We start from the raw sequence: 26,542 nt of genomic DNA on the forward strand, positions 1-26,542 counted from the left end.
AGAAGTCCAGCAACAACCAGCGCACGCGGGCGACGACGGTTGGTCTCGAACACGGGCGCTTCGCGAACGGCAGTGCACGCGCTGCGCACCGCGCAGGCCCTGGCGAACGCGGCCGGACTCACCCATCTCGACGTACGCGCATGTCCGGAGAACACCGCATCGGGCGGCGTACTTCGCAACGCCGGGTTCCACCAGGTAGGAGATATCACCACGGGGAGGGCACGGCGGGTGCGTTGGTAGCGTGGATGTTTCAGACGGGCAGCTACGGATGGAGGACCGAAATTGGGCAGCTTGGCGGACCATCTGCCGGTTCGGATTGCGGACGTGGTGGTGCGGCGGCTCACCTATGCGGACGCGGAGCCCTTCGCGAAGGGGACCGCGGACGGTTCGGTTCGGCGGTTCGGTCATCTGCCCTTGGCCGACTACACGCCCGAGATCGTGCGCGACCAGATCGACGGCGTGATCGATCAGGGTTTGACCGACAACTCGCTCGCCGTCCTCGCAATCGCGGATGCCGGATCCGACGACTTCCTCGGCAGCGTGGTCCTTTTCGATGTGCGCGACGATCGGGCGGAAGTGGGATTCTGGTTGAGTCCGCAGGGACGCGGCAGAGGGGCGGCGACGCGAGCGCTGCGCGCCGCCGAAACCCTCGCGCATGCGGCCGGACTCACCCACCTGGACGCGCGCACGTCCCCCGCGAACGCCGCATCGGTCAACATCCTCCGCAAGGCCGGATTCCACCAGGTCGGAGACGTCACCACCGGAACCGCGCCCTCGGGCGAAGAGGTGGCGCTGCTGATGTTCGAGAAACGCGTCGCCGAGCCCCACCCCGAGGCATAACGCGCTGCCGATCCCGGAAAGCCAACCGAGATCCAGCCAACGACAGGAATCGTTCCCGCGACCTCACCCCGACCGCCGCAGGCGCACCCCTCGATCAACGAGCGGCAACCCAGTTGATGCATCCCAGTCCGCAGTTCGGCTTCAATCCGCACTTCGGCAAATCTGTCCGATGGCCCTGCAGCACATCAGTTGTCGCATCCCCGTCGGCGCCTTGGCCCACATCCCATAACAGGGTTGGTCCACCAGCAGGCCGGGGTCATTCCCACCATCTCGTCATGTCCGCCGAAGGCGAACCCCGAACCACAGGTGACGCAAGCCCGTCCGCTACACACAGCGGTCGACAGCAATCCTGTTGGCAGAGTTCTATCCGCCGCGCACGACAAAGTAGCTGCAGGGAAGAGTATTGGTGCAAACCTGTGTGGGTTTGGGCCGTCTCGATTTTGGACTGAGCGGAGCGCACGTCGGAGCGGGGGAGCGAAGCGGAGGAGCTCCGGCGTGCGCGGAGGGAGGGAAAAATCGAGACTCAGGGGCCCAAACCCCGCCCGGAGCGAAGCGGAGGGCAAATTAAACACAGCACGAGCGGGTCTGAGCGGATTCACTCCGGAAGCTGTTCGTAGATCCGCGGTTTCAACCACCCCGGTGGTGTCGAGCGTTTTCTCAGACCCAGCCCGCAGCTTCCAGTCCGTCGAAAACCGTCTCGGCCGTGTAATAAAGCCCCTGCATCGACAGCTCCGCCGGTCCGCACGTGACCTCGTTCTTCATAGCGATCCCCTGCGACAGCGCAGTCCCACGCACGCCCTGAAACAGCACGTAACTCGTATTCCCATCACCAAGCACGACATCCCCCGCCTTGCCCACGAAGTACAGGTTGAAGAAGTCCGCCAACTGCGCGCCATACTCGTCTCGCAGTTCGTCCGTAATGCTGTGGGTCGTCCCGATCAGCGCATCACCAATAGTAAAGAAGTCGCGGGTGTTCTCGATCCACGTTCCAGTCTCAGCAATGGCCTTCGGAAAGTCGATCAACAGATGCGCGTCCAGTCCCGCGCCCGCCACCCGCCCCGCCGAGCGGTTCGAATCGGCGGCCATGGCGTAATACCGCTGCCAGCCCGGCGTGACCTGCCCGCCGGTGAGATGCCCGTGCAGGTTGGTCAAATACTCATGGAAAAACGCAAAACTGACCTTGCGCGCCCACACCGGATCATCGAATCCCCCCTGGTCCAGCAGTGGGTTCGCATCCCGCAGGATGTTGCGGTAGAACACCGCGAAAATCCCCCGCCGATCCTTGTGACCGGTGAATATCTCAGCGATCCGGTTCATGCGCTGCTCGCCGTCATGCAGGTCGCTCAGAGTAACCGGGTCCGAGAGCCGAATGAGCTCGGCCAGTTCCCCGTCGCGCACCGCCTCGACCGCGGGCGAATGCGATCCGGTACCGGGGGCATCGACGGCGGCGGCGGTTCCGGCCGCCGATCCAAGGACGCCCACCGTGGCCATAAGGATGACCGCGAGACGGGACGTTTTACGCACAGCACAACTCCAAGCAGATCTACAAAAAGGATTGCTAGAAGTGTGCCAACTGTTCACCAACTCGATCAAATACGGCAAACTCCGCTTTGATCAGGCATCAAAGCAAACTGCTATCGAATAGCCAAGCAGTGCCGAAGAATCCGCATTCGTCACACCCAGCCCCCACCGAACACCCGTGCCGGATATCACACGCCACCCGCCTCAGCGCCCGCCCAACTCCATCCGCAGCGCCGTCACCAGCTCTTCCGGCGTCCCCACCGTGGAATACCCCGCCGCATAACGATGCCCACCCCCACCGAGCGCCGTAGCCACCCGAGCCACATCCACCCCCGGCGACCCATCAACGGAATCGTGCGACCGCAACGAAACCGTCCACTGCTCAGGCTGCATCCGAGATTCCTTGAACACCGCCGCCACCTCCGCCTCGGAGGTAGTCCGAACCAAATCGATAATGCTCTCGACCTCCTCGGAACGCACGCCGTCCAGGTCCTCCCGCCGCACGAAGGCATACACCAGCCCCGCACCCCCCGCCGCCTCCCGATCCAGTTGCGCCGAAGCCAGCACCCGCGACAGCATGGTCAACCACCCGAACGGATGCGTATCCATGAGCGTCCGAGTAATCCCCGCCCCGTCGATCCCGGTCGCGAGCAGCCGCTCCGCGAGCGCATGCGACCCGGGCCGCGCCCATTTGAACGACCCGGTATCGGTGACCAGCCCGGCATACAGACAATGCGCCACATCCCGATCGATGGGCTCCCCCCAGGCATCGAGAATGCGCGCGATCAACCCAGCAGTCGACTCCGCCGATTCATCGACGATATTCACCGTCCCGAACCGCGTATTGGACCGATGGTGATCCAGCACCAAACTGACCCGCGCACCGACCAGTCGGTCTCGCAGCGACCCCAGCCGCCCGGCGCTACCGCAGTCCACCGCCACCAGCACATCGACCTCGTCCGGAACGTCCGCGGGCCGCACCAGCAACTCCGTCCCGGGCAGCGACCGCATGGACGCGGGCAACTCCGCGGGCTCGGCGAACGACACCCGCACCGGCACCCCGCGCCGATGCAGCACCTGCGCCAAGGCCAGCCCGCTGCCGATGGTGTCGGCATCGGGCTGCACATGGCAGAGCACCGTGACCGACCGGGCGGTGTCGAGCACCGACACCGCCGCGGCCAGATCGACCTGTTCCGTCACCGGCGCGTCTCCTCCCCGGTTCGCGACCGCAGGTCAGTCTTCGTCGTCGTCTTCGTCGTCGGCCTTGTACGGGTCGGCGTCACCGGCATAGGTGGCGCCCACCGCGACCTGGGCGACGCGGGCATCGGCGGCGCGGGCGCGAGCCAGCAACTCCTCCATCTGCTTCGCGGCATCCGGGACGGTGTCGAGGGCGAAGGACAGGATCGGGGTGAACTTGACGCCGGTCCCCGCCCCGACCTTGGAGCGGAGAATGCCCTTGGCCTTCTCCAGCCCGGCGGCCGCTTCGGCGTAGTCCGGTTCGGCGTCGAGGGTCTCCCCCATCACCGTGTAGTAAATGGTGGCCTCTCGCAGATCACCGGTCACCTTGGTATCGGTGACGGTGACGAAACGCAGCCGCGGATCCTTGATCTCGTACTCGATGGCCGTAGCCACGATCGTGGAGATCCGCTTGGCGAGTCGGCGTGCCCTGGCCTGATCCACCATGGCCATGCCCTCCTCACTGGATAGATTCAGTCTTCGGGTCCGAAGACGCGGCGGCGTACCGCCAGCAACTGTAACTCCGGGCGATCCGCCACGTGCCGTTCGCACTTGTCCAGCACCTGGGTGAGATGGCTCATGCCCGCACTGGCCATCGCCACACCCAGCAACGTTCACCGGTAAAGGTCGTGTTCCCCGCCTTCGACGGCGCAGACGCCCATTTTCTGGAGGTCCGCGATGATCGGGCGGATGACGGAGCGCTTCTGCTTGAGCGAATGCACATCGCCGAGCAGGATGTCGAATTCGAGCGCTCCGAAGAACAACTTGTCTCCCATGTGTCGCGCACGCACTTATTCTCGTAAAACCAACGCGCCCAAAAGGCGTACGCGGAAGCGCGCCGGATTGGTAAGTGGCCCACGGAAACCCGTGGACCGGTACGGCATCGCCGGGCCCGGATTGCTCCGGACCCAGCGATCGCACTGTACTCCTAGTCGCGCGGCTTCTCGCGCAGCTCGTAGGCCTCGATGACGTCGCCCTCACGAATATCGTTGTAGGTGAGCGTCATACCGCATTCGAAGCCCTCGCGGACCTCGGTCGCGTCGTCCTTCTCGCGCCGCAGCGAGGAGATCGTCACGGTCTCGGCGACCACGACATTGTCACGCAGCAGGCGCGCCTTGGCATTGCGCTTGACCGAACCCGAGAGCACCATGCAGCCCGCGATATTGCCGAACTTGGAGGAGCGGAAGATCTGGCGGATCTCCGCCCGACCCAGCTCGACCTCTTCGTAGACCGGCTTGAGCAGACCCTTGAGGGCCTTCTCGATCTCGTCGATGGCCTGGTAGATGACCGAGTAGTACCGAATGTCGACGCCCTCGCGGTTGGCCGCGGAGGCCGCCTTGCCATCGGCCCGGACATTGAACCCGATAATGATCGCGTTCGAGGCCGAGGCCAGGTTGACATTGGTCTCGGTGACGCCACCGACACCGCGGTCGATGACGCGCAGTCGCACCTCGTCGCCCACATCGATACCGAGCAGCGCCTCTTCGAGGGCCTCGACGGTACCGGAGTTGTCGCCCTTGAGGATCAGGTTCAGCTCCGAGGTCTCCTTCAGAGCGGCATCCAGATCTTCCAGGGAGATCCGCTTGCGGCTGCGCGCGGCCAGGGCGTTGCGCTTGCGAGCATTGCGGCGATCGGCGATCTGCCGCGCGATGCGGTCCTCCTCGACCACGAGCAGGTTGTCACCCGCGCCCGGCACCGAGGTGAAGCCGATGACCTGGACGGGCCGCGACGGCAGCGCCGCCTCGACATCGTCGCCGTGCTCGTCGACCATGCGGCGCACGCGACCGTAGGCGTCGCCCGCCACGACCGAGTCGCCGACGCGCAGCGTGCCGCGCTGGATGAGCACCGTGGCGACCGGACCGCGGCCGCGGTCGAGGTGGGCTTCGATGGCCACACCCTGCGCGTCCATATCCGGGTTCGCCCGCAGGTCGAGCGCCGCGTCGGCGGTCAGCACGACCGCTTCCAGCAGCGATTCGATATTGGTGCCCTGCTTGGCCGAGATGTCGACGAACATGGTCTCGCCGCCGTATTCCTCGGCGACCAGACCGTATTCGGTCAGCTGCTGGCGAATCTTCTGCGGATTCGCGCCTTCCTTGTCGATCTTGTTGACCGCCACCACGATCGGCACGTCCGCGGCCTGCGCGTGGTTGATGGCCTCCACCGTCTGCGGCATGACGCCGTCGTCGGCCGCGACCACGAGGATCGCGATATCGGTGGCCTTCGCACCACGGGCACGCATGGCGGTGAACGCCTCGTGACCGGGGGTATCGATGAAGGTGATCAGTCGGTCGTCGCCATTGACCTCGGCCAGCACCTGGTAGGCGCCGATGTGCTGGGTGATGCCACCGGCCTCGCCCTCGCGGACATTGGCCTTACGGATGGTGTCCAGCAGTCGGGTCTTACCGTGGTCGACGTGACCCATGACGGTCACCACCGGCGGGCGGGACTGCAGGTCTTCCTCGTCGCCGTCGTCCTCGCCGTAGGTGAGGTCGAAGTTGGCGAGCAGCTCGCGGTCCTCGTCCTCCGGGGAGACCACGTGCACGACGTAGTTCATCTCCGAACCCAGCAGCTCGAGGGTCTCCTCGTTCACCGACTGGGTCGCGGTGACCATCTCACCGAGGTTGAACAACGCCTGTACCAGCGAGGCCGGGTTGGCGCCGATCTTCTCGGCGAAATCGGACAGCGACGCGCCGCGGGCGAGACGGATGATCTCGCCGTTGCCGCGCGGCAGCCGCACGCCACCGACGGCGGGAGCCTGCATCGACTCGTACTCGGCGCGCTTCGCCCGCTTCGACTTACGACCCTTGCGGGGCGCGCCACCCGGACGTCCGAAGGCACCCGCGGCACCGCCGCGACCGCCACCCGAACCGGGACGGCCACCGCCGCCACCGCCGGGACGACCCCGGAAACCACCCGCGGCGCCGCCACCGGCACCGGCCGGACGACCGGCGCCCGGACCACCCGGACGCGCCGGACGACCCGCGCCACCGGCGCCGGGACCACCCGGACGGGCCGCACGCTGCGGCATCGCACCCGGATTCGGGCGCGGAGGCATCGAGCCCGGGCTCGGCCGCGGGCCGCCCGGACGGGGGCCGCCACCCTGGGCGCCACCCGGACGCGGACCACCCTGGCCGGGACGCGGGCCACCCTGCCCCTGACCCGGACGGGGACCGGCCTGACCCGGACCCGGACGCGGACCACCCGGGGTCGGGCGCGGACCGGCCGGACGCTCGGGCGCGGAAGAGAAGGGGTTGTTACCGACGCGCGGGGTCTTCGGCCCCGGCTTCGGGCCGGCCGGGCGCGGGCCCGGAGCCGGTGCGCCACCCTGTTGGGCGGCGGGACGCTGCTGCTGGCCCGGCTGTGCCGGACGCGGGGCGCCCGGGGTCGGGCGCTGGGTCGGCTGCGCAGGCGCAGCCGGGGTAGCCGGGGTCGCCGGAGCAGCGGAAGCTGCTGCGGGAGCGACGTTTTCACGCGCCGCGGGCTTGGGGGCCGGACCGGGGCGAACCGCCGGAGCGGGCTTCGCGGCCGGAGCCGGTGCGGGCGCCGGGGCGGCCTCGGCCGCCGCGGGCTTGGGCGCCGGAGCGGCCGGAGCCGACGGACGGGGTGCGCCGGGACGCGGTCCCGCGCTGGCCGGGGACGGCTTGGCAGCCGGGCGCGGCGCATCGCCGGGCTTGGCTGCGGACTTCGCGGTGCCGTTCGCCGGGGCGTTCTTCGCCGCGAACGATTCCCGCAAGCGACGCGCGACGGGGGCCTCCACCGTCGACGACGCCGACTTCACGAACTCGCCCTGCTCCTTGAGCCGCGCGAGTAGTTCTTTGCTCGTGACACCGAGTTCTTTCGCCAACTCGTGCACGCGGGCCTTGCCTGCCACTGCTCTCCTCACTGAGAGGTCGAGCGTGGCAACCCTTGTGGGAAGGGGCGCCCGCACGACCTCAGATTATTTCCGATGGCCGATCATCGCTGGGACTTCACGGTGTGCTCATGAGTGCTCGTGCCTGTTCTCTACGTAATGCTCCAGGGCTGAGATATCCAGATATCCGGACACTCGTAGTGCTCTGCCGAATGCTCGGCGCCGGGTTGCGAAACTCAGACAAGACGAAGAGGGGTGCAACCAGGCACCCCTTCCGGGCTGTCTGCGCCGCGGATCGGGAACGATCGCAATCGTCTGGGGGTCCCCAGCGTCTTGCACCACGATTCGCAACAACTCGGCGGCCAACTCTCGTTTCCGACATCCAATGCAGGTCCGTACGGGTTCTGATCTCGATCGTTCCCGTGCGGCGCGCAAAGGGGCCGGAGACTCGTGCTGAGCCTGCGTCCACTCTACCGCTGTCATGTCCCGATCTCCGCATCCGTACCCTTTGGAAGTTACCAAGCTGTCATCCGAGGGGTTTGTTTCACCTTGCGATCTTGGTCGACCCGAGCCGGGTCGACGCTACCGGGACGGCTCGTACCGCGCTCCCGAGTTTCTAGCCCCGGCCCGCCTCCGTACGCACCCCACCTGCGACATCGGGGGCCGCATCACTGCGAATGTCGATCCGCCAGCCGGTGAGCCGGGCCGCCAGGCGGGCATTCTGCCCCTCCTTGCCGATGGCCAGGGAGAGCTGGAAGTCCGGGACCACGACCCGCGCGGCACACGCGTCCGGATCCACGATCGTGACGGAAACAACTTTCGACGGCGACAGAGCATTCCCGACGAAGGTGGCCGGATCGTCGGCGTAGTCGATGATGTCGATCTTCTCGCCCGCCAGTTCGCTCATGACATTGCGGACGCGCTGACCCATCGGGCCGATGCACGCGCCCTTGGCGTTCACACCGGGGACGGTGGAGCGGACCGCGATCTTGGAGCGGTGCCCGGCCTCGCGGGCGACGGCCACGATCTCGACCGAGCCGTCGGCGATCTCGGGGACCTCCAGGGCGAACAGGCGGCGCACCAGATTGGGGTGGGTGCGCGAGAGGGTGATCTGCGGGCCGCGCGGACCGCGCGAGACGCCGACGACGTAGCACTTGATGCGGTCGCCGTGCTCGTAGGTCTCACCGGGCACCTGCTCGGCGGGCGGGATGACGCCCTCCGCGCCGTGCGCCTCGCTGCCGATGCGCACCACCACGGTGCCGCGGGCGTTCATGCGGGCATCGCGCTGCACGACGCCGCCGACGATATCGCCCTCGTGGGTGGAGAACTCGCCGAAGGACTTCTCGTTCTCGGCGTCGCGCAGCCGCTGCAGCACGACCTGGCGGGCGGTGGTGGCGGCAATGCGGCCGAAGCCCTCGGGGGTGTCGTCCCATTCGGAGATGACATTGCCGTCGGCGTCGAGTTCGCGGGCCATGACGCGCACGACACCGGTCTTCTGGTTGATGTCGATGCGGGCGTTGGGCTGATGGCCCTCGGTGTGCCGGTAGGCGGTGAGCAAGGCCGACTCGATCGCGGAGATCACCGTCTCCATCGAGATCCCCTTGTCGGCGACTATCGCACGCAGGGCTTCGATTTCGATGTTCATTCCACGATCCCTCCGGTCAGTGAATCGGACGCTGCTGCTTCTTGTTCTGCGGATTCCTCCTGCGCGCCGGGCTGGGGACGGCCCGGTGCTACTCCCCCTGCCAGTTCCAGTTCGGCCGCGCCGGGGGGAGCGAACTCCACCTGGACGACGGCGAACTCGATATCGGCCAGCGGCACCGTCACCCGGTGTGGTTTCCGCTTGCCGCCGAGGACCAGCGCCACCTCGGTGTCGGTGGCGGCGCCGACGCGGGCCTCGAACCGCGACTTGCCCTCCGGAGATTCGGCGCCGTGGCGCAGCGTGACCTTGACCTTGCGGCCCTGGGCCCGCCGCCAGTGGCGTAGCTCGGTGAGGGGGCGATCGATGCCGGGGGTGGTGACCTCCAGCAGATACGGGGTCTCACCGAAGTCGCCGGCCTCGCCGAGAGCTTCCGATAGTTCCGAACTCAAGGTGGCGACGGCGTCCAGATCGGCGGAGCCGTCGCTGTCGACCGTCACCTTCACTTTGGTGTGTGCCGTCCCGGCAGCCGAAATATCGACGCCTTCGAGGTCGAATCCCCGGCGTTCAACGAGCGCAGCAACTAGCTGGCTCACCCTTTCCTCGGTCGGCATCGGCATGTGGGGCGGCTCCTGGTTCAGTTGTGACGGGTTGAGTTGTCATTTCGGACGGGTACGGCGAAATACCCTGCCGAAGATCTAGCGTAACGCGCTGAAAGAGTGTAAAGGACCAGCCAACGGTCTCGAGTTCGGCATGGTCGGCGCTGTGCCCATCCGGGCGGTTTGCTGGGGCGATGACGGCGTGTCCAGCTACGACGCGCCCGTAGCGGCGGTAAATCGATCGAGATCACAGCCTATCCGACGGCCCTGGCGCGGCAAACGTGTTGCGACGGCTGGCACCATGTACCCGTGCCAAGCAGTCAGAGCGGCGTATCGATGCCACACCGGCAGAGCGCCCCGCCCGAGTCTCTCGTTCCCCCCGTGGGCCGTCGCGCCGTGCTGCGGCTGGCCGGTGGTGGCGCGCTGGCGGTCGCCGCGGTGGGTGTGCTGAGCGCCTGTACGGACGATCCCGCTCCGGCCGCGCCGGATCCGCTGCTGGCGCAGGAGGAGTCGGCCCTGGTCGATGCCGCCGCCGCGACCGCGGCCATTGCCGTGGCGCCGGAGAAGGCGGGCGCGCTGGAGACCATCGCGGCGCAGCGCACCGAGCACGCGACCGCGCTGCGGGCCGAAATCGATCGCGCCATCGGCACTTACGGGGACGGGACCAAGCCCAGCTATCGCACGCCCCCGCCCACGCCGGTGGTGCCGGTGCCGCCGCCGTCGGTGAGCACGGTGCGTACGCAGTTGAGCGCGGCGCAGCGCTCGGCCGCCGAGCTCGCCGTCCAGCTGTCCGATTACCGCGCCGGGCTGCTCGCCTCGATCAGCGCCGCCTGCGCCACGCACGCGGGGGTGCTGCTCGCATGACCACTCCGGATCAGCAGGCGCTCATGGATGCGTTGAGCGCCGAGTACGCGGCTGTCTACGCCTACGGCGTCATCGCGGCCTATGCGAATTCCGATCGGGCCAAGCTCGTTTCGGAGTACACCGCCGCGCACCGGGTGCGCCGCGATGCGACCGCCGATGCGCTGAAGTCGCTCGGTGCGGGTGTTCCGGCGCCGGATGCGGCGTATACGGCGCCGTTCGTGGTGGACGATCCGATTCCGGCGGCCAAGCTGGCGGTCACGGTCGAAACCGATTGCGCGACGGCCTGGCGGGCGGCGGTGGAGACCGCCGATACGCCCGATGTGCGGCGCACCGCACTCGAGGCGCTCACCGAATCGGCTGTGCGACTGGCCACCTGGCAGTCCGTGCTCGGCGCCAATCCGCCGACGGTCGCCTTCCCGGCTCAACCGTGAACGATTGATCTGAATTTCCTTCGATCGGAAATCGGCGCGAATTGCCGGTAGGGTTGTCGCGCGTCGGCAGGCGTATTTCTCTGCCGTGCAATCAAATTCCGGTGTGAGGTCGAGGGAGACAGCGTGGCGGTCGATACTGCCCGGGAAGAAAAAGCTCTGCGGAAGCTGACAGATCGCCTGGTCGGCGACTATGGCGAAGAGCATGGTGCGGACCAGGTCACGGCCGTGGTGGGGGCGGTTCGACAGCGGTTCGACGGGCATACCATTCGAGAATTCGTTCCCATTCTGGTGGAGCGGATTGCACGGCGAGAACTGACGCCCGCAGTGGAAGCAGATATCTCGCAGGCGAATACGGAAATTGTTCCGACAATTCCCATCAGGGACAAAGAGAATTCCTTCGCCGGTAACCTGCTGGACACCTTGAAGGGCGATAGGCGGATTCTCGGCGGGCTCGCCGCCGCCGTGGTGCTGGTGATCGTCGCCGCCGTGGCGCTCACCGGGCGTGGGCCAGATCCGGCCCCGGTGGCGGGCGCCCCGGCGACCCTCACCACGATCCGCGGGGTGGTGGGGTCGGAGAAGATCGGGTTCTTCACCGATCCGCGCGTGGTCGACGCGCTCGCGAAGCAGGGCTTGCGGATCGAGGTGGACCCGGCCGGTTCCCGGCAGATCGCCACCACGGTGGATCTGGCGAGCTACGACTTCGCCTTCCCGTCCAGCGCGTCCGCCGCCGAGCGAATCCAGCGGCAGCGCAATGTGAGCGGCAAGTACACCCCGTTCTCCTCCCCGATGGCCGTCGCCACCTTCAAGCCCATTGCCGAGCTGCTCACCGCGGCGGGCGTGCTGCGGCCGGGCCCGACGCCGATCCTCGATATGGCGAAGTACCTGGAACTGGTGGAGAAGGGCACCCAGTGGGACGAGCTGCCGGGCAATACGTCCTACCCGGTCCGCAAGCATGTGCTCATCTCCACCACCGACCCGCGCACCTCCAATTCCGCGGCCATGTACCTGGCGGTGGCGGCCTATGTCGCGAACGAGAATTCGATCGTGCGCGGCACCGCCGCCGAAGACCATGCCCTGTCCCGGGTTTCGCGCCTGTTCACCCGCCAGGGATACACCGAGAACAGCACCGACGGCCCGTTCCAGGAATACCTGGCCTCCGGCATGGGCCCGGCCCCGCTAGTGTGGATCTACGAGGCCCAGTACGTGGACGCCGCCGTCCAGGGCCGCCTGAAGCCCGACATGGTGCTCATGTACCCCTCCCCCACCGTGCTGTCCCAGCACACCGTGGTGCCGCTGAACGACAATGGCGATCGCATCGGCCGTCTGCTGTCCACCGACCCGGACCTGCAACGCCTGGCCGCCGAGCACGGCTTCCGCCCCAACGATCCGAGCCTGTTCTCGAAAGTAGCCGCCCAGCATCAGGTCCCGGTGACCCCGGACCTCATCGACGTCGTCGACCTCCCCAGCTACGAAACCCTGGAGCGACTGCTCGACGGGGTCGCCAAGGCCTACAACTGACCCGGAATCAGCTGCCGGAGAAGGCTTCCTGCCGGATGAGCTGAAACATGCTCGGGTTGTCGACAGTGGTGACGACGCCGACGGTCTTGCCCGCATAGCCGCGGTCTCCGGCGAGCCGCAACAGGCTCGCCGCGAGATCGCGCCGCGAGGTGTACCGGCCGTCGGCACGTCCCTCGACCACGGTGTAGTCGGTGATCTCCGGCAGTTCGTAGAGTCCGCTCGGGCGCACGATGGTCCACTCCAGATCGGTTGCGCGGACCAGGTTCTCCATGCGCAGCATGTCCGCGTAGAGGGTCTTGCCCATCACTTTGGTGACGTAAGGCTGCAGGATCCGGTTGAACACGAACCCGGCATCCGGGTACGGGTGCGGGTCCACCGCACTGGAACTCACCGCCAGTAGCCGGTGCACGCCGTGCGCCCGCATCCCGGCGACGATGTGGGCGATGCCCTTCGAGTAGGTGTCGATGGGCGTCTTGGCGAACGACACGCCCAGTACCGAGATCACGGCGTCGCGCCCGGCCACCGCGGCCTCCACGGCCGCGCCGTCGAAGACGTCCGCCCCGATCACTTCCAGCCGGTCGTGCCGCAGCGGAAACCCGTCCGGCTGCCGCGTCACCGCGGCCACCCGATGCCCTGCGCCCAGTGCTTGTTCGGTGAGCAGCCGCCCGGTGGGTCCGTTGGCGCCGAAAACGACGATGTTCATGATGTCTTCCTCCCTGCCACGACCCCGATCTCCTTTGGGCGTCGTATCATATGAGAACCATACAATATGATTTGAGGTTCATACAATATGAGTTCCGTACGAGATTCGGAGGAGGCTCGGCAGCGCCGTCGGCTGACCACCGACGCCAAGACGGCATTGCGCGAGCTGAACACCCAGCTGTCGCTGCTCAACCGCCGTTTCGGTAGCCGAATCGAGCTCAAGGACGCGGACTGGACCTGCCTGGATCTGGTCAGTCAGCACGGGCCGCTCACCCCGAGTGCGCTGGCGCGGCTGGCCGGGCTGCATCCGGCCACGCTGACCGGCATTCTCGATCGCCTGCAGCGCGGCGGCTGGGTGATCCGGGAACGAGATCCCGAATCCACCGACCGCCGCGCTGTCACGGTTCGCGCGGTGAAGGACCGCAACCCGGAGCTCTACCGCATGCTCTCGGGTATGAACGGGCGCATGGACGAGTTGTGTGCGCGTTATTCGGCGGGCGAGCTCGAGGTCATCACCGACTTTTTGCGGGGTTGTGCCGCGGCGGGCAGGGAATCGGCCGCCGAGCTGGCGGAGTGAGGCCGAATACCGCTGGGGCGCATCGTGATCGCCAGGACGGCGGCGCTGAGGAGGGTGAAGACCATGACCCAGACGGCGCCGATGTGCAGGGCGTGGATGAAGGCGTCGTCGGCGGCGCGGGCCAGGTCGGGGCGGTTGATGGCGGCGGCGAGGGGACGGGCCAGTTCGGCGGATTCCCGCATGCGGTCCCGTAATTCGGCGGGGAGGTCGGCTACGGAGCCCGCCATGGCGCGGCTGTAGACGATGGACATGATGGTGCCTCCGATGGCGATGCCGAGGACGCTGCCCGTTTGGCGGACGGTATTGGTGACGGCGGAACCGGCGCCCGCGCGGTCCAGGGGCAGGGTGCTCATGAGGGCGGCGGTCACCGAGCCGATGACCATGCCGATCGACAGCCCCTGGATCGAGAGGACGATCTCGTTCCAGATGATCGGGGTATCGAGGCCGAAGAACACGAAGCTCCCCATGGACAGAGCGGCAACCACCAGAGAGGTGGTGGCGACCGGGCGCAGCGTGAAGCGGCGGACCAGTCGGATGGCGAGCGGGCCGCCGATGATGACGCCGAGTGCGGTGGGGGCGTTGGCCAGACCGGCCTCCAGGGGCGAGAAATCGCGTGCGCCTTGCAGATAGAACGCGCCGTAGAAACCGACGGCGGTCATGGCCAGGAACAGCAGGCCCAGGGCCGCATTGCCGCCGCCGAAGGTGCGGTCGGCCAGGAGGCGCGGGTCGAAACTGGGCTGGGCGCTGCGCAATTCGACGAGGACGAAGGCGGTCAGCAGGAGCACTCCGGCCGCGATGGGCGCCCAGACGTCGACCGGGGTCCACGAGGCCACCTGCCCGGCGCGGATCAGGCCGTAGGCCAGGGCGGCGAGGCCGCTGATCGACAGCACCAGCCCGGAGAGGTCCAGGGGGCGGCGGGTGGGACTGCGGAAGTTCGGGACCAGTACGGCAATGCCGATGAGCGAGACGGCGACCACCGGGATATTGACGAGAAACACCGAGCCCCACCAGAAGTGGTCGAGCAGCAGACCGGCGAGCAAGGGGCCCGCCGCCAATCCGACACCGGCGGAGGTCGAGAACATGCCGATCGCGGCGGCGCGTGCCGGTCCGGTGAAGGTCCAGGTGAGGATGGCCATGGTCGGGGGCATGATAAGCGCGCTGCCCACGCCCATGGCCGCGCGGGCGGCGATGAGCTGCCCGATGTCACCGGCGTAGGCCGCCCACACCGAGGATCCGGCGAAGATCACCAAGCCCGTGACGAGCACGGTGCGATGTCCGAAGCGGTCGCCCAGCGCACCGGCGGTGAACATAAGGGCGGCGAAGACGAGGGTGTACGAGCCTGTGGCCCACTGCAATTCGGCCGGATTGGCGCCGAGCCCCGCAATCGGGTCGGCAAGGGTTTCGAGGGCGGTGCCGAGGATGGTGTTGTCCAGCCAGATCAGCAAGGAGGACAAGAGGAGAACGGCGAGGATCATTCGCTGCCGCACAACGGGCAGCGTCGGAGGCGTGGTCATGAACACCTTCGGTAAGATTGGTAAGAACCTGACAATCCACAGAATGCTAGATTGTCAGGTACCTGTCAATCCCTGAGGAGGGCTGCCCCGTTGAGCTGGGACTGGGACGAAACCGGATCGCTCACCTTCATGGTCCGCAGCGTCTGGCTGAACATGCGCGCCGCAATCGGCGAGGAGCTCAAGGACTTCGGGCTCTCGACCTCGCAGTACGCGACCCTCATGATGGTCGGCGCACGGGAGGGCATGTCGGTCGCCGAGATCGCGCGGGAAGTGGCCAGCACCCGGCAGGCCGCCAATGAAATGGTCGGCGGCCTGGAAGCGGACGACTTGGTCGAACGCCGCCCCAACCCCTCCGACAAACGCAGCCACCAGATCTACATCACCGACCGCGGCCGCGAACGCTTCGCCGCGGCCCGCGTCGCCGTCTCGCGCCGGGAAGCCGAACTCGAGACCGATCTCCCGCCCGACCAGCGCGCGGCCATCCGAGCCTGGATGGCGGGCATCGCCACCGCCTGCCACTGAGCGGCCGGGGCGGCGACCCGCGCGGGCACCGCCGATTCAGGGCACGTAGATCGGAGGATCCCGGCCGGGGTTCTGCTCGACGCACGGCGGCGGGTTGTCGGCGCTGCACGGTTCGGCATTGCAGCGGACGGCGACCGCCACGATCACGACGGCCGCGCAGAGAAGCCACCCGATCCAGCCCAGCACGCCCCATTTCCCCTCATTGCCATTGCGGTTCATCGGGCTGCCTGGTGCCGGGTTCGTTCCTGCCCCAGTGCACGAAAAACGCCCCAACCCCGGGCAATTCGGAGGTGGGGCGCGGTTCTGATGCGGGTCAGCCGCGAATCTTGGCGATGACCGATGCGGCGGCGGTGTCGGCCGGGAGTTCGTCGGCGGTGCCCGCGAAGCGGTCGCGGAGTTCGACCTTGCCTTCGGCCCAGCCGCGGCCGATGACGAGGACGTAGGGCATGCCGAGGAGTTCGGCGTCCTTGAACTTGACGCCCGGGGAGGCGGTGCGGTCGTCGAAGAGGACGTCGAGACCGGCCGAGTTGAGTTCGGCGACAACCTGTTCGGCCCCGGCGCGGGCGGCGTCGTCCTTGTTGGCGATGACGACGTGGATGTCGTAGGGGGCGATCTCGGCGGGCCAGCGCAGGCCCTTGTCGTCGTGCTTCTGCTCGGCGAGGACGGCGACCATGCGGGAGACGCCGACGCCGTAGGAGCCCATGGTGAGGCGGACGGGCTTGCCGTTCTCGCCGAGGACGTCGACCTCGAAGGCGTCGGTGTACTTCTCGCCGAGCTGGAAGATGTGGCCGATCTCGATGCCGCGGGCGGCTTCCAGGACGCCGCGGCCGTCGGGCGAGGGATCGCCGTCGCGGACCTCGGCGGCCTCGATGGTGCCGTCGGGGGTGAAGTCCCGACCGGCGACCAGGCCGACGTAGTGCTTGCCGGGCTCGTCGGCGCCGGTGATCCAGGCGGTGCCGGAGACCACGCGGGGGTCGACCAGGTAGCGGATGCCGTTGGCCTGCAGCGCCTTCGGGCCGATGTAGCCCTTGACCAGGAAGGGGTTGGCCTTGAAGTCGGCCTCGTCGAGCAGTTCGACCTCGGCGGGCTCGACGGAGGCGCCGAGGCGCTTGTCGTCGACCTCGCGGTCGCCGGGCACGCCGACGCCGATGATCTCGGTCTTGCCGTCGGGGAAGTGCAGCTTGACCATCACGTTCTTGAGCGTGTCGGCGGCAGTGACGGGACGGCCCAGCTGCTCGGCGATGCCCGCGCCATTGGCCCAGTCGACCAGGGTCGCGATGGTCGGGGTGTCGGGAGTGTCGTGCACGACGGCCTCGGCCAGACCTTCGAGGGGAATCTCGGGGGGCGCGGCGGTGACGACGGCCTCGACATTGGCGGCGTAACCGGATTCGCGGCAGATGACGTAGGTGTCCTCGCCGACGGGGCTGTCGGCCAGGAACTCCTCCGACGCCGATCCGCCCATGGCGCCGGAGGTGGCGGCCACGATGACGTACTTGACGCCGAGGCGGTCGAAGATGCGCTGGTAGGCCTCGCGGTGGGCGTTGTAGCTCTTCTTCAGGCCGTCGTCGTCGAGGTCGAAGGAGTAGGAGTCCTTCATGATGAATTCGCGCCCGCGCAGAATGCCCGCGCGGGGGCGGCCCTCGTCGCGGTACTTGGTCTGGATCTGGTAGAGCGTGACCGGCAGATCCTTGTACGAGTTGTACTCACCCTTCACCGTGAGGGCGAACAGCTCCTCGTGGGTGGGGCCGAGCAGGTAGTCCTGGCCCTTGCGGTCCTTGAGGCGGAACAGCGCGTCGCCGTATTCGGTCCAGCGGTTCGTCGCCTCGTAGGGGTCGCGCGGCAGCAGCGCGGGCAGCGAGATCTCCTGAGCGCCGATGGCGTTCATTTCCTCCCGGACCACGTCCTCGACCTTGCGCAGCACGCGCAGGCCGAGCGGCAGCCACGAGTAGACGCCCGGGGCGATGCGGCGCACGTATCCGGCACGGACGAGCAGCTTGTGGCTGGGCACCTCGGCGTCGGCGGGATCGTCGCGCAGGGTACGCAGGAAGAGGTGGGAGAGACGGGTGATCACGGGGACACAGCGTAGCCGCTGCCAGCGCGAAGCTCACAAGGCATTACCGTGTTCGCCTGTGCTGGTGCTGCTGCCTCCCTCCGAAACCAAGTCCGATGGCGGATCGGGCGCTCCCCTGAACCTCGACTCGCTGTCGATGCCGCAGCTCACGGCGGTGCGCGACAAGCTGGTCACGCAGCTGACGACGTTGGCAGCCGATCCGGACGCCTCGCGTGCGGCGCTGGGCCTGGGCAAGGGGGCTGACGCGGAGATCGCGCGCAATGCCGCCCTGCGCAGCTCCCCCACGCGGCCCGCCCTGGACCGCTACACCGGCGTCCTCTACGACGCCCTCGATGCCGCGGACTTCACCAAAGCGCAGCGCGCCAAGGCGAATGCGCGGCTGGCCATCGGCTCGGCGCTGTTCGGCGTCATTCGCGCGGGCGATCCCATTCCGGCCTACCGGCTCTCCGGCGGCTCCAAGCTGCCCGGCCTGCCCACGCTGCAATCGGTCTGGAAGCAGGTGCTGCCCGAGGCCCTGCGCGCGGAGACCGATGGCGCGCTGACCGTCGACCTACGCTCGGGCACCTACCAGAATCTGGGCCGCATCCCCGGCGCGATCACCGCCACCGTCCTCACCGAGCGCCCCGACGGCTCCCGAACCGTGTTGAGCCACTTCAACAAACATCACAAGGGCCTGCTGGCGCGGGCGCTGGTGCTCTCGCGCACCGAACCGGCCGATATCAACGGCCTGGCCCGGGTGGCCGAGAAGTCCGGTCTGCGCATCGAAATCGCCTCGCCGACCGAACTTCTCGTCCTGACCTGAGCGGGGCTCAGGCCGGGACGGGCAGCCTGGGTCGCGCCAGCACATCCGCGACCCGCACCGCCACGTAGCCGTAGCCGCCGACCACGATCCGGTCCGCCGGTTCACTCCAGTACAGCGAGGAATAGCTGTCCTTGTCGTCGAACAGTTCCGGGAGCAACGGAATGTGGGTGCCGTCCGCCGGGAAGTAGAGGACGCCGACATCACCGCTGTCGGTGCCGCCGAACTTCAGCAGCAGACCGCCCTGCGGGCCGGGGCGCACGGCCATCACATTGGTCCACGCCGGAACGTGCCGGATCGGCTCGGCACCGCGATGCGCCTCGTACAGGTCGCGATCGGACAGGTAGAAGAAGCCGTCGTCCCCGGCGGGCACCGAGGTGAAGTCGACATGGGAGCTCTTCGCCGCCAGCGCGAAGGTGCGCACAAAGCCCGTTCCCTCGGCATCGAGTTCGTAACCGTCACCGTCCCAGAGCAATACGGTGTCGCCGTCGGCCAGCCGCGCCGTGCCGGTCATCGGGCGCTGTGCGTCGCCGAGCACGCTCTTCGCGACGGCGGCGGGCGCGATGCCCGGAATCTGTTCCCACGCACCGGATTCACCGAGCCACAGCGGACCGGGCAGCGGATCGCCGATCGCCATCTTGCCGAAGCGCAGCAGATGCGTCTTCACCTCGTGCAGCACCACGGGCCTGGTTCCGAGGAAATGGCATTCGTGCGCGTAGAGATCGGCGCCGTCCGGTCCCTTGGCGGGCAGTGCGCGCGGCGCGTCCGCGGAACCGTCGACCAGGATGGGGCCGAACTCCCGCGGCCGCGCCTTGGTGTCGGTGGTGGCGAAGGCCAGCCATCCGCCCTCCGGCGACCGCGCGGCCACGACCCAGAACTCGTTGCGCCGCAGCGCGCATCGCGGCGGCCAGGCGGCCAGATCCCACAGTTCCACCCCGGGGGTGCTGCTGTCGTGGTGGCACATGAGGTGCCCGTCGTGGATATCGTCGAGAATGCTCGCCATGGGCGAGGACGCGGCGGTCTCCACCGCTGCCGCCGGTGTGCCGTCATTGCCGAGATAGCGCGCCCACATAAGTTCCGGATCGCCGGGGAACTCACCGGCGGCGGGCACCGCCAGATCCGTTGCCTCCCAATAGGCGAGCTTGCGATCGACGGCGGCGCGCAGCACGGCCAGCAGTCCCCGGTAGCCGCGCTGCTCACCCTTGGGCAGCGGCGCGATCTGCTCCTCGACCCAGGTCAGTACCTCGGCTACGTGATCGGCCGGAATATAAACGCCGGTGGCGTAATTGCCGGAGAAGGCGTACGGGAAGCGCCCGTGCAGTTGCGGATGCGCCGCGACAAGTTCGGTGAACAGGTCATCGGGTTCGTAGGCGGCCCGGAGCGGGAACTCGTCCGGGAACACCCGGCCCGGTTGCCCGATGGACAGGCTGAACGCCTGTCCGCGTTCGTAGCGGTACGGCAATGAGCACGCGCTGAACATGACCGCCGCGACGCACACCGCGGCCGCCGCGGCCGCGGGGTCCTCCCCGTCCAGCAGCGCCCGCACCTGCTCCCACACCTCGGCGGCTCCGGGATGGACCCGGTCCAGCGCGGTCGGCTCCTCCGACAGCCCGAGCAGCCGCGGCACGAATTCCTCCCGAATCGCCGCCTCGTCCACCAGATGCAGCGTGCAGTCGTAGCCCATATGCCCCTCCGTATCTCGCTGTGCAGGGGCATACAACCACATCCCCGCGACATCGAGGGGACGCCGAGATGCCGTGGGGCCCGCGGTTACTGGGCGGAGTGGCTGGGCAGCACGCAGACGGCGTCGAGGCCGAGAACGTGGTTGAGGCGGCCGAAGGCCAGCCAGGAGCCGAGGCACATGGACAGTTCGACGAGTTCGGCCTGGCTGTAGTGCTTCAGCATGCGCTCGAAGAACTCGTCGTCGAGATTGTGGTGATCGAGGGCGTAGCGTTCGGCGTGTTCGGCGGCCAGGCGGGTGCGGTCGTCGAAGGCTTCGGTCGTGCGCCATTCGGTGACATCGTCGGCGAAGGATTCCTCGACCTTCTCGCCATTGCGGTCGGTGCGCCAGTCCAGGCAGAACAGGCAACCGTTGATCTGGGCGATGCGCAGCCGCGCCGCTTCGAATTCGCGCAGGCCCAAGGTGGTGTGGGAGTAGACGGCGAGGGAGAAGTTGGCGGCGGCCACGCCGATGCCGGGGACCATTTCACCCCAGACGTAGCCGATGGGGTCCTTGCCCTCGGGGATGTCGATGATCATGGGGTGCTCCTGTCGAGAGTTCCGGGACGCAGGGGGATGTCGAGGGCGTCGTAGAGGCCCGGTTCGGCGGCGGTCAGCCAGGAGATGGCGTGCACCAATCTGGCTACGGCGGTGGCGTTTCCGCCCGCGGAGTGATTGCCGTCCTCATCGGTGGCCTGGATGGTGAGCTCGAGGTGCGGGCGGCCCTCGATGATCACGCGGTGCGCGCCCGCGCCGCTGGGTGGCAGGGGCCAGTCGGGGGCGCAGGAGGCGTGGATGCGGGTGACGTGTTCGATGACGATGCGCGGGCGGCCCTCGACGATGCCCTGCACCTCGAACCGGATCGCGCCCTGGGTGCCCGCCTCGAATTTGCCCATGCGCTCGGTGTCCACGGTCTGCTCGAGCGGGCGGCGTTCCACGACTTCCTGGATGTCGTCGAGATCGACGCCGAGACCGCGCGCCAGCAGCCGAATCTGCCCGCCCCACACCATGGTCGGCACGGTGGGCATGATCATGGGCGGCTGATAGTCCAAGGGCTGGCCCATGCCGACCAGGTAGCGCACCGAATCGGGCTGGTCGTAGGTGGTGTAGTCGAAGATCTCCTGGCAGCGGATCACATCCACGCGGCTGCCGAGACCGCTCATGAGCAGCGGGAGCACATCATTGCCCCAGCCCGGGTCGACGCCGGAGACGAACAGCGAACCACCGCCCTCGGCAATGGCTTCCAGGACCCGCTCGCGCAGTTCGCTCGGCGCGCTGCGATGGTCGTAGAGCGGATAGAGCGCGGGCGTGACCACCACGGCTCCGGCGCGAAGGGCGCGCAGGATATCGGCGAGGGCGTCGTCGGGGCGGATGTCACCGGAGGCGGCGTAGACCACCGCGCGCGGTCCGGCGGCGAGGACGGCGGCGATATCGTCGGTCGCCGCCACCCCCAGTTCCGTGTCCAGCCCGGCCAATTCGCCCGCATCGCGGCCGACCTTGGCGGGGTTGTGCACGAGCACGCCGGACAGTTCGAGCTCGGGATGTCCGGCGACTGCGCGAATGGCGGCCCGGCCGACATTGCCGGTGCCCCAGACCACGGTGGAGATCATGGCCGGAGGGTAGCAATTGCTTGGTGGCTCCCGGGGCGATTTCGTGAACACGTTTCAGTTTTCTCCGGCGCCCCGGGAGCGGGGGTTCAGCGCGAGGACATGGCCGAGAGGCGCTGGTCCAGCACGGCGGCCCAGTCGACATTGCCGAGCGCGTTGTAGTCCACGAACAGCACGTCGTAGACATCGCTGCCCTCGCTGATCCAGCCGCCCTTCTTATCGGCCTCGAGGATCACGTCCATGCCCTCGGGGCGCGCGACGAAGGTGACCTCGAGCTGGTTCAGCCGCGGATACCGGTGCGAGGGACCGAATTCGATCTCCTGGTAGAACGGCATCTCCTGGCGGATGCCGCGCAGCCCGCCCCATTCCACATCGGCCGAGCGCAGCGGCAGGCCGAGGCGTTCGATGGCCTCGAGGATGACGTGCTGGGCGGGCAGCGCGCCGATGCCGAGCGGATCGCTGTCGCCCGCGTCGACCGCGCCCGCGATCTCGACGATGGTGCGCACCGAGACCGTCGCGCCGTGCAGATGGCGGCCGTTGTAGAAGGTGATCGGGGTTTCCAGCGGCGTGTAGAGCGAGAACGGGATCTCGAAGGGCTCGTTCGGGCCCAAGGTGGAGGCCCAGTGCACATCGGTGCGGCCGAAACCGCGATTGCTCTCCGACTCCTCGTCGCTGTGCTCGAACTCGACCCGGGTGACGAATTCCAGTGCGACACGGTTGATGTCCTGCGCGACCTTGCCGCCGCGCAACCGGATGACGCCCTGCACCGTACCGCCGGGCTGCACTCCTGGGGTGTGGAGTTCCGTCTCGACCTCGGCGCCGCCCACCCCGACGGACGCCAGCAACTTCTTGAACATGCCCACCAGTGTGTCCGCTGAATGACGAGAACGCTTCCCGGATCCGGTAACCCGTGGTCGAATTCTCGAATGAGCAGCACCGAGGCGCTGGAGCGGATTCGCGCCCTGAAATACCGCTACCTGCGATCACTGGACCTGAAGCTGTGGGACGAGTTCGGCGACACGCTGTGCGCGGATATCGTCGCCTCCTACGGTTCGCCCTCGGGCGGCAGGCCGCTGGACTTCACCGGGCGCGACGAGGTCGTCGAGTACATGCGCACCGGGCTGGGCGGCAATATCATCAGCGTCCACGTGGCCACTCATCCGGAGATCCACGTCGACGGCGAGACCGCCACCGGCAGTTGGTGTCTGGAGGACACGATCATCGTCCCCGACTTCCACATCATGATTCGCGGGGCCGCCTACTACCGCGACGAATACCGGTGCGAGGACGGCGTGTGGCGCATCGCGCGCACCGGCTACGAGCGGATCTACGAATCCAAGATGTCCACCGAGGCGCTGCCCGGGTTCGCGCTCACCGCCAATCGCTGGGCTCCCACCCCGTGAACTGTGCGTTCATCGACGTGTAAACACTTGTCGGTGGCCCTGGCGATAGTGAGTTGCACGGCCGCGCAGTGATGTTCGGCCGCCGCGGTTCATTACGACACAACGCTAGGAAAATCGATGCGCAAGATCCTCATTGGCATGACCGGCGTGGCCTTCGCTACCCTCGCCACGGTGCTGCCCGCCGCCCCCGCGCAGGCCTCCGGCTACTGGGGGGCCATCGCCGTCTCCGGTAACGGCGATCTCGGCTGGTCCTGGAACTACCTCACCGAGAGCGCCGCCAATGACGCCGCCCTCGAAAAGTGCGGCTAAGGCAGCTGTTCGGTGGTCACCACCTTCACCGACTGCGGCGCGGTGGCGTACTCGGAGTTCATGGACAAGTACACCGGCGGCTACGGCGCCTCCCCGTACGCGGCCGAATCCGACGCCAAGTGGTACCACGACTCCTACATCGTGAAGGAAGCCATCTGCAACGACTGAACCTTCGGGGGAGGTTCACCGGGCATCGCACGATGCACTTCGTAGCGATGTTGGCCCCGGGGGCACAGTAGTTCGGGTTGTCCGGCTCGGTTTCCGAGCCGGATTTCCTGTGTCAGCGCTCGGATTTCCCGTATCAACGCTCGGCGGCCTCGACCAGCTTGCGGATCTTCGCGGCATCCGCCGCGGCGGCGGGGTGCTCCCAGAACGGCGCTTTCGCGGCGTACAGCTCGGCGTAGACGGGGGTGTCCGGTTGCGTGCGCCAGGACTCGGCCAGCGATCCGATATCGACGGTGTCGTAGCCGAGAGCCTCGATCAGTTGGGCCGCAGCAGTTTTCGCCTCGGCGTCGTCTCCGGCAATGGGCAGAACGGTGCGGTCGGCGCCCCCGGCGGGGCGGGCCAGCACGGCCAGGTGGGTGAAGTAGATATTGTTGAACGCCTTCACGACTCGCGAACGCGGCAGATGCCGCTGGAGCAGTTCACTGCTGGTGGCGGTACCGGCCTCCAGATCCGGGAACTCGCCGTCGCGATCGGGGTAATAGTTGTTGGTGTCGATGACGACCTTGCCGACCAATTCATCGACGGGGACCTGCCGATAGGCGCGCAGCGGGACGGTGACCACGACGATATCGCCTGCGGCGGCGGCTTCCGCCGGGGTGGCGGCGCGAGCCTTGGGGCCGAGTTCGGCGGCCAGTTCGGCCAGGGTCTCGGGGCCACGGGAATTGCTGAGCACAACGTCGATTCCGGCAGCGACGGCCAGGCTGGCCAGGGTCCCGCCGATATTGCCGCTGCCGATCAATCCCAATGTAGTCATGCCCGCTCCCAACACGAGGTGCGCCGGGGATGTTCCCGGCTATCCGGCCGCGATCTCGGCCGCGCCCGCGGCGAGGGCGGCGTCCAGAATGCCGGGAAAACGCGCGTCGAGATCGGCGCGGCGGAGCCGGACGTAGCGAATGCGCCCGTCCTGTCGCACGGTGATGACGCCGGATTCGCGCAGCACTCGATAGTGGTGGGACATGGTCGATTTGTGCACGTCGATGTCCTCGGCGGCCGCGGTGCAGGTGTGTTCCCGATCGTCGGCCAGGGCGGCGAGCAGACGGAGGCGGACCCGGTCGGACAGGGCGTGCACTGCGCGCTGGCCGATTCGACAGTGCCGCAACCGATCTCCCCGCCGCCGAGCATTCACAGGCGTGAGGATCGTTCCCGCGGCCGCCGACCACCGACGGCCGCGAGAACTCGCCGGGTGGTCTCAACCGAGGGTGATGGCGTCGAGGCGGGTGCGGAGGAATTCGGCGGAGACGACCGGGAGCAGGCCGCCGATGCGGCCGATGGGCGGGGGCAGGGGTGTGACGCGGGCGTCGTGATCGAGTTCGTAGAAGTAGATGAGGGAGACCAGGTCTTCGTCGGGGGCCGAGTCCTGGGGCGGGAGGACGCGGTGGCGGCCCGCGGGCCAGCGTTGACCGCTCCAATGGGCGAGGAGGTCACCGATGTTCATGGTGAGGGCCACGGGGTCGTAGGGGGCGTCTTCCCAGCCGCCGTCCTCGGTGAAGACCTGCAGGCCGCCCGCGCCGGGTTCGCGGTCCGGGACGGTGACGGTGCCGAAGTCGGTGTGCGGGCCGATGCGGAATTGGCCGGGTTCGGGCGGGCCGACGTGGGTCAGCGGTGGATGCCAGTTGATATTGCAGGTCCAGGTGGGGCGGGTGGTGAAGCCTTCGAACGGGTTGTGCGGCAACTCCAGTGCGGCCGCGAACAGGGCCAGCAGTTCGTCGGAGAGGGTGCGCATGGCGTCGGTGTAGGTGGTGAAGAGGTCGCGGAGTTCGGAGATCTCTTGCGGCCATGTGTTCTTCAGGAACCAGACGTCGTCGACGGCCGGGTCGCCGGTGCGGGTGTCGGCGCCGACGGCGAAGGTTTCCTTGAGGTCGGGCGGGGTTTCGGTGCCTTCGGCGTAGCCGTTGGCCTCAAGGCCGGGGCCGATCCAGCCGCGGCCGCCGACCGAGACGGCATAGCGTTGTTTCACGTCTTCGGGGAGGGCGAAGAAGCGGCGGGCGGCGGCGCGCAGGGCGGCCGGAAGCCCTTGGGGGACACCGTGTCCGCGCACCAGCAGGAAGCCCGCGCGCTGCATGCCCGCGTCCACCTCGCGCAGGACGGCGGCGGCCTGCTCGCCACCGGCGCGCCAGCGGTTCAGGTCGACGGTCGCGATGGCGGTCACTCGGCGACTCCTATGTCCTCGTGCCACAGGTCCGGGCGTTCGGCGATGAAGCGGGTCATCATGTCGATGCAGGCGGCGTCGTCGAGGACCGTGATGGAAACCCCGTGTGCGGCAAGCCAATCGTGGCCGCCGCTGAAGGTCCGCGCTTCGCCGACGATGACCGCGCCGATGCCGAATTGCCGGACCAGGCCGCTGCAGTACCAGCAGGGCGACAGGGTGGTCACCATGATGGTGTCGCGATAGTCGCGGCGGCGGCCCGCATTGCGGAAGGCGTCGGTCTCGGCGTGCAGGCTGGGATCGCCCTGCTGGACGCGGCGATTGTGGCCGCGGCCGAGCAGGGTTCCGTCGCTGTCGAACAGGGCGGCGCCAATGGGGATGCCGCCCTCGCCCAGGCCGATCAGCGCTTCCTCGTACGCGGTCGCCAGCAGTTCCGATGCCTTGATCATG

The 26,542-nt window shown here is 67.9% G+C and carries 29 protein-coding genes and 2 pseudogenes; 11 read left to right on the forward strand and 20 right to left on the reverse strand.

Going from position 1 to position 26,542, the window contains the following annotated elements; all coding sequences use genetic code 11:
• The first annotated feature begins 282 nt into the window (after positions 1 to 282).
• The gene (locus NC4_RS36760) at positions 283 to 840 is read left to right on the forward strand and encodes a GNAT family N-acetyltransferase (RefSeq protein ID WP_245722186.1); all 558 of its coding nucleotides are present in this window, start codon (positions 283 to 285) and stop codon (positions 838 to 840) included.
• 657 nt (positions 841 to 1,497) lie between these two features.
• Here the strand turns inward: NC4_RS36760 and NC4_RS36765 are convergent.
• The 8 genes and pseudogenes from NC4_RS36765 to rimP all read right to left on the reverse strand — a co-directional run bounded on the left by NC4_RS36765 (position 1,498) and on the right by rimP (position 9,706).
• Positions 1,498 to 2,364 (reverse strand): DUF5995 family protein, encoded by an 867-nt coding sequence (locus NC4_RS36765; protein ID WP_067548572.1) that lies wholly within the window; start codon positions 2,362 to 2,364, stop codon positions 1,498 to 1,500.
• A gap of 201 nt (positions 2,365 to 2,565) precedes the next feature.
• A complete protein-coding gene (locus NC4_RS36770; protein ID WP_067548575.1) occupies positions 2,566 to 3,561 on the reverse strand; it encodes a DHH family phosphoesterase in 996 nt (331 codons plus the stop codon).
• A 33-nt stretch (positions 3,562 to 3,594) separates the two neighbouring features.
• Positions 3,595 to 4,044, reverse strand: coding sequence for a 30S ribosome-binding factor RbfA (gene rbfA, locus NC4_RS36775; protein ID WP_067548794.1), 450 nt, complete (start codon positions 4,042 to 4,044; stop codon positions 3,595 to 3,597).
• Between the two features lie 26 nt (positions 4,045 to 4,070).
• A pseudogene (locus NC4_RS36780) lies at positions 4,071 to 4,361 on the reverse strand (DUF503 domain-containing protein).
• A 164-nt stretch (positions 4,362 to 4,525) separates the two neighbouring features.
• Positions 4,526 to 7,468 (reverse strand): translation initiation factor IF-2, encoded by a 2,943-nt coding sequence (gene infB / locus NC4_RS39735; protein ID WP_084530142.1) that lies wholly within the window; start codon positions 7,466 to 7,468, stop codon positions 4,526 to 4,528.
• Between the two features lie 108 nt (positions 7,469 to 7,576).
• Positions 7,577 to 7,930, reverse strand: a complete 354-nt coding sequence (locus NC4_RS39740; RefSeq protein ID WP_084530143.1) for a YlxR family protein — start codon at positions 7,928 to 7,930, stop codon at positions 7,577 to 7,579.
• A gap of 133 nt (positions 7,931 to 8,063) precedes the next feature.
• Entirely contained in the window at positions 8,064 to 9,092 is a 1,029-nt protein-coding gene (gene nusA, locus NC4_RS36790; RefSeq protein WP_067548583.1) for a transcription termination factor NusA, read from the reverse strand.
• Complete coding sequence (gene rimP, locus NC4_RS36795) at positions 9,089 to 9,706, reverse strand: ribosome maturation factor RimP (RefSeq protein WP_067548586.1); 618 nt, start codon at positions 9,704 to 9,706, stop codon at positions 9,089 to 9,091. Before rimP ends, nusA begins: the two co-directional genes overlap by 4 nt.
• Before the next feature lie 360 nt (positions 9,707 to 10,066).
• Between rimP and NC4_RS36800 the strand changes: the two genes are divergently transcribed.
• The 4 genes and pseudogenes from NC4_RS36800 to NC4_RS36810 all read left to right on the forward strand — a co-directional run bounded on the left by NC4_RS36800 (position 10,067) and on the right by NC4_RS36810 (position 12,498).
• Positions 10,067 to 10,549, forward strand: a complete 483-nt coding sequence (locus tag NC4_RS36800; protein WP_245722188.1) for a hypothetical protein — start codon at positions 10,067 to 10,069, stop codon at positions 10,547 to 10,549.
• Positions 10,546 to 10,980 carry a ferritin-like domain-containing protein gene (locus tag NC4_RS36805; protein WP_067548592.1) on the forward strand — a complete coding sequence of 145 codons (435 nt, stop codon included), beginning with the start codon at positions 10,546 to 10,548 and terminating at the stop codon, positions 10,978 to 10,980. The genes NC4_RS36800 and NC4_RS36805 overlap by 4 nt, the downstream gene beginning before the upstream one ends.
• 123 nt (positions 10,981 to 11,103) lie before the next feature.
• Positions 11,104 to 11,283 (forward strand): annotated as a pseudogene (locus NC4_RS45260) (three-helix bundle dimerization domain-containing protein); the annotation flags it as partial.
• A 117-nt stretch (positions 11,284 to 11,400) separates the two neighbouring features.
• A complete protein-coding gene (locus tag NC4_RS36810) occupies positions 11,401 to 12,498 on the forward strand; it encodes a hypothetical protein (protein ID WP_067548797.1) in 1,098 nt (365 codons plus the stop codon).
• Between the two features lie 7 nt (positions 12,499 to 12,505).
• Here the strand turns inward: NC4_RS36810 and NC4_RS36815 are convergent, their stop codons facing one another.
• A complete protein-coding gene (locus NC4_RS36815) occupies positions 12,506 to 13,201 on the reverse strand; it encodes an NAD(P)-dependent oxidoreductase (protein WP_067548595.1) in 696 nt (231 codons plus the stop codon).
• Between the two features lie 87 nt (positions 13,202 to 13,288).
• Between NC4_RS36815 and NC4_RS36820 the strand changes: the two genes are divergently transcribed.
• Positions 13,289 to 13,777 carry a MarR family winged helix-turn-helix transcriptional regulator gene (locus NC4_RS36820; protein ID WP_067548598.1) on the forward strand — a complete coding sequence of 163 codons (489 nt, stop codon included), beginning with the start codon at positions 13,289 to 13,291 and terminating at the stop codon, positions 13,775 to 13,777.
• Here NC4_RS36820 and NC4_RS36825 read toward each other — a convergent pair.
• Positions 13,687 to 15,291, reverse strand: coding sequence for an MFS transporter (locus NC4_RS36825; protein ID WP_218021393.1), 1,605 nt, complete (start codon positions 15,289 to 15,291; stop codon positions 13,687 to 13,689). The genes NC4_RS36820 and NC4_RS36825 overlap by 91 nt on opposite strands.
• A gap of 90 nt (positions 15,292 to 15,381) precedes the next feature.
• Between NC4_RS36825 and NC4_RS36830 the strand changes: the two genes are divergently transcribed.
• Entirely contained in the window at positions 15,382 to 15,813 is a 432-nt protein-coding gene (locus NC4_RS36830) for a MarR family winged helix-turn-helix transcriptional regulator (protein ID WP_218021394.1), read from the forward strand.
• Positions 15,814 to 15,849: 36 nt separating this feature from the next.
• Here NC4_RS36830 and NC4_RS36835 read toward each other — a convergent pair whose 3' ends face one another.
• Together NC4_RS36835 and NC4_RS36840 are read right to left on the reverse strand one after the other, a co-directional pair.
• Positions 15,850 to 16,032: a hypothetical protein gene (locus tag NC4_RS36835; protein ID WP_067548604.1), complete on the reverse strand. Its 183-nt coding sequence runs from the start codon at positions 16,030 to 16,032 to the stop codon at positions 15,850 to 15,852.
• A 94-nt stretch (positions 16,033 to 16,126) separates the two neighbouring features.
• Positions 16,127 to 17,884 carry a proline--tRNA ligase gene (locus NC4_RS36840; RefSeq protein ID WP_067548606.1) on the reverse strand — a complete coding sequence of 586 codons (1,758 nt, stop codon included), beginning with the start codon at positions 17,882 to 17,884 and terminating at the stop codon, positions 16,127 to 16,129.
• A 58-nt stretch (positions 17,885 to 17,942) separates the two neighbouring features.
• On the opposite strand from NC4_RS36840, the gene yaaA reads away from it, so the two are divergent.
• A complete protein-coding gene (gene yaaA, locus NC4_RS36845; protein WP_067548610.1) occupies positions 17,943 to 18,686 on the forward strand; it encodes a peroxide stress protein YaaA in 744 nt (247 codons plus the stop codon).
• Between the two features lie 7 nt (positions 18,687 to 18,693).
• Here the strand turns inward: yaaA and NC4_RS36850 are convergent, their stop codons facing one another.
• The 4 genes from NC4_RS36850 to NC4_RS36865 form a co-directional block, all read right to left on the reverse strand.
• Positions 18,694 to 20,367, reverse strand: a complete 1,674-nt coding sequence (locus tag NC4_RS36850; protein WP_067548613.1) for a hypothetical protein — start codon at positions 20,365 to 20,367, stop codon at positions 18,694 to 18,696.
• Between the two features lie 86 nt (positions 20,368 to 20,453).
• On the reverse strand, positions 20,454 to 20,942 hold the full coding sequence (locus tag NC4_RS36855; protein ID WP_067548617.1) for a carboxymuconolactone decarboxylase family protein: 489 nt from the start codon (positions 20,940 to 20,942) through the stop codon (positions 20,454 to 20,456).
• Positions 20,939 to 22,012, reverse strand: a complete 1,074-nt coding sequence (locus tag NC4_RS36860) for an NAD(P)H-dependent amine dehydrogenase family protein (RefSeq protein ID WP_067548620.1) — start codon at positions 22,010 to 22,012, stop codon at positions 20,939 to 20,941. Before NC4_RS36860 ends, NC4_RS36855 begins: the two co-directional genes overlap by 4 nt.
• 86 nt (positions 22,013 to 22,098) lie before the next feature.
• Positions 22,099 to 22,866 (reverse strand): sporulation protein, encoded by a 768-nt coding sequence (locus tag NC4_RS36865; RefSeq protein ID WP_067548803.1) that lies wholly within the window; start codon positions 22,864 to 22,866, stop codon positions 22,099 to 22,101.
• 69 nt (positions 22,867 to 22,935) lie between these two features.
• Between NC4_RS36865 and NC4_RS36870 the strand changes: the two genes are divergently transcribed.
• From NC4_RS36870 to NC4_RS40830, 3 genes are all read left to right on the forward strand, one after another.
• A complete protein-coding gene (locus tag NC4_RS36870; protein WP_067548623.1) occupies positions 22,936 to 23,412 on the forward strand; it encodes a nuclear transport factor 2 family protein in 477 nt (158 codons plus the stop codon).
• A gap of 117 nt (positions 23,413 to 23,529) precedes the next feature.
• Positions 23,530 to 23,721, forward strand: coding sequence for a DUF4189 domain-containing protein (locus tag NC4_RS39745; RefSeq protein ID WP_084530144.1), 192 nt, complete (start codon positions 23,530 to 23,532; stop codon positions 23,719 to 23,721).
• 12 nt (positions 23,722 to 23,733) lie between these two features.
• Positions 23,734 to 23,889 carry a hypothetical protein gene (locus tag NC4_RS40830; RefSeq protein ID WP_157555450.1) on the forward strand — a complete coding sequence of 52 codons (156 nt, stop codon included), beginning with the start codon at positions 23,734 to 23,736 and terminating at the stop codon, positions 23,887 to 23,889.
• Positions 23,890 to 24,022: 133 nt separating this feature from the next.
• On the opposite strand, the gene NC4_RS36880 is transcribed toward NC4_RS40830, so the two are convergent.
• From NC4_RS36880 to NC4_RS36895, 4 genes are all read right to left on the reverse strand, one after another.
• Positions 24,023 to 24,700 carry an NADPH-dependent F420 reductase gene (locus NC4_RS36880; protein WP_067548626.1) on the reverse strand — a complete coding sequence of 226 codons (678 nt, stop codon included), beginning with the start codon at positions 24,698 to 24,700 and terminating at the stop codon, positions 24,023 to 24,025.
• A gap of 39 nt (positions 24,701 to 24,739) precedes the next feature.
• A complete protein-coding gene (locus NC4_RS36885) occupies positions 24,740 to 25,045 on the reverse strand; it encodes an ArsR/SmtB family transcription factor (RefSeq protein WP_157555451.1) in 306 nt (101 codons plus the stop codon).
• Between the two features lie 90 nt (positions 25,046 to 25,135).
• Positions 25,136 to 26,095: an isopenicillin N synthase family dioxygenase gene (locus NC4_RS36890; RefSeq protein ID WP_067548632.1), complete on the reverse strand. Its 960-nt coding sequence runs from the start codon at positions 26,093 to 26,095 to the stop codon at positions 25,136 to 25,138.
• On the reverse strand, positions 26,092 to 26,541 hold the full coding sequence (locus NC4_RS36895) for a nucleoside deaminase (RefSeq protein WP_067548806.1): 450 nt from the start codon (positions 26,539 to 26,541) through the stop codon (positions 26,092 to 26,094). Before NC4_RS36895 ends, NC4_RS36890 begins: the two co-directional genes overlap by 4 nt.
• Position 26,542: the final 1 nt, after the last annotated feature.

Origin of the sequence: Nocardia crassostreae, from assembly GCF_001613405.1 — a bacterium.
GTDB lineage: Bacteria > Actinomycetota > Actinomycetes > Mycobacteriales > Mycobacteriaceae > Nocardia > Nocardia crassostreae.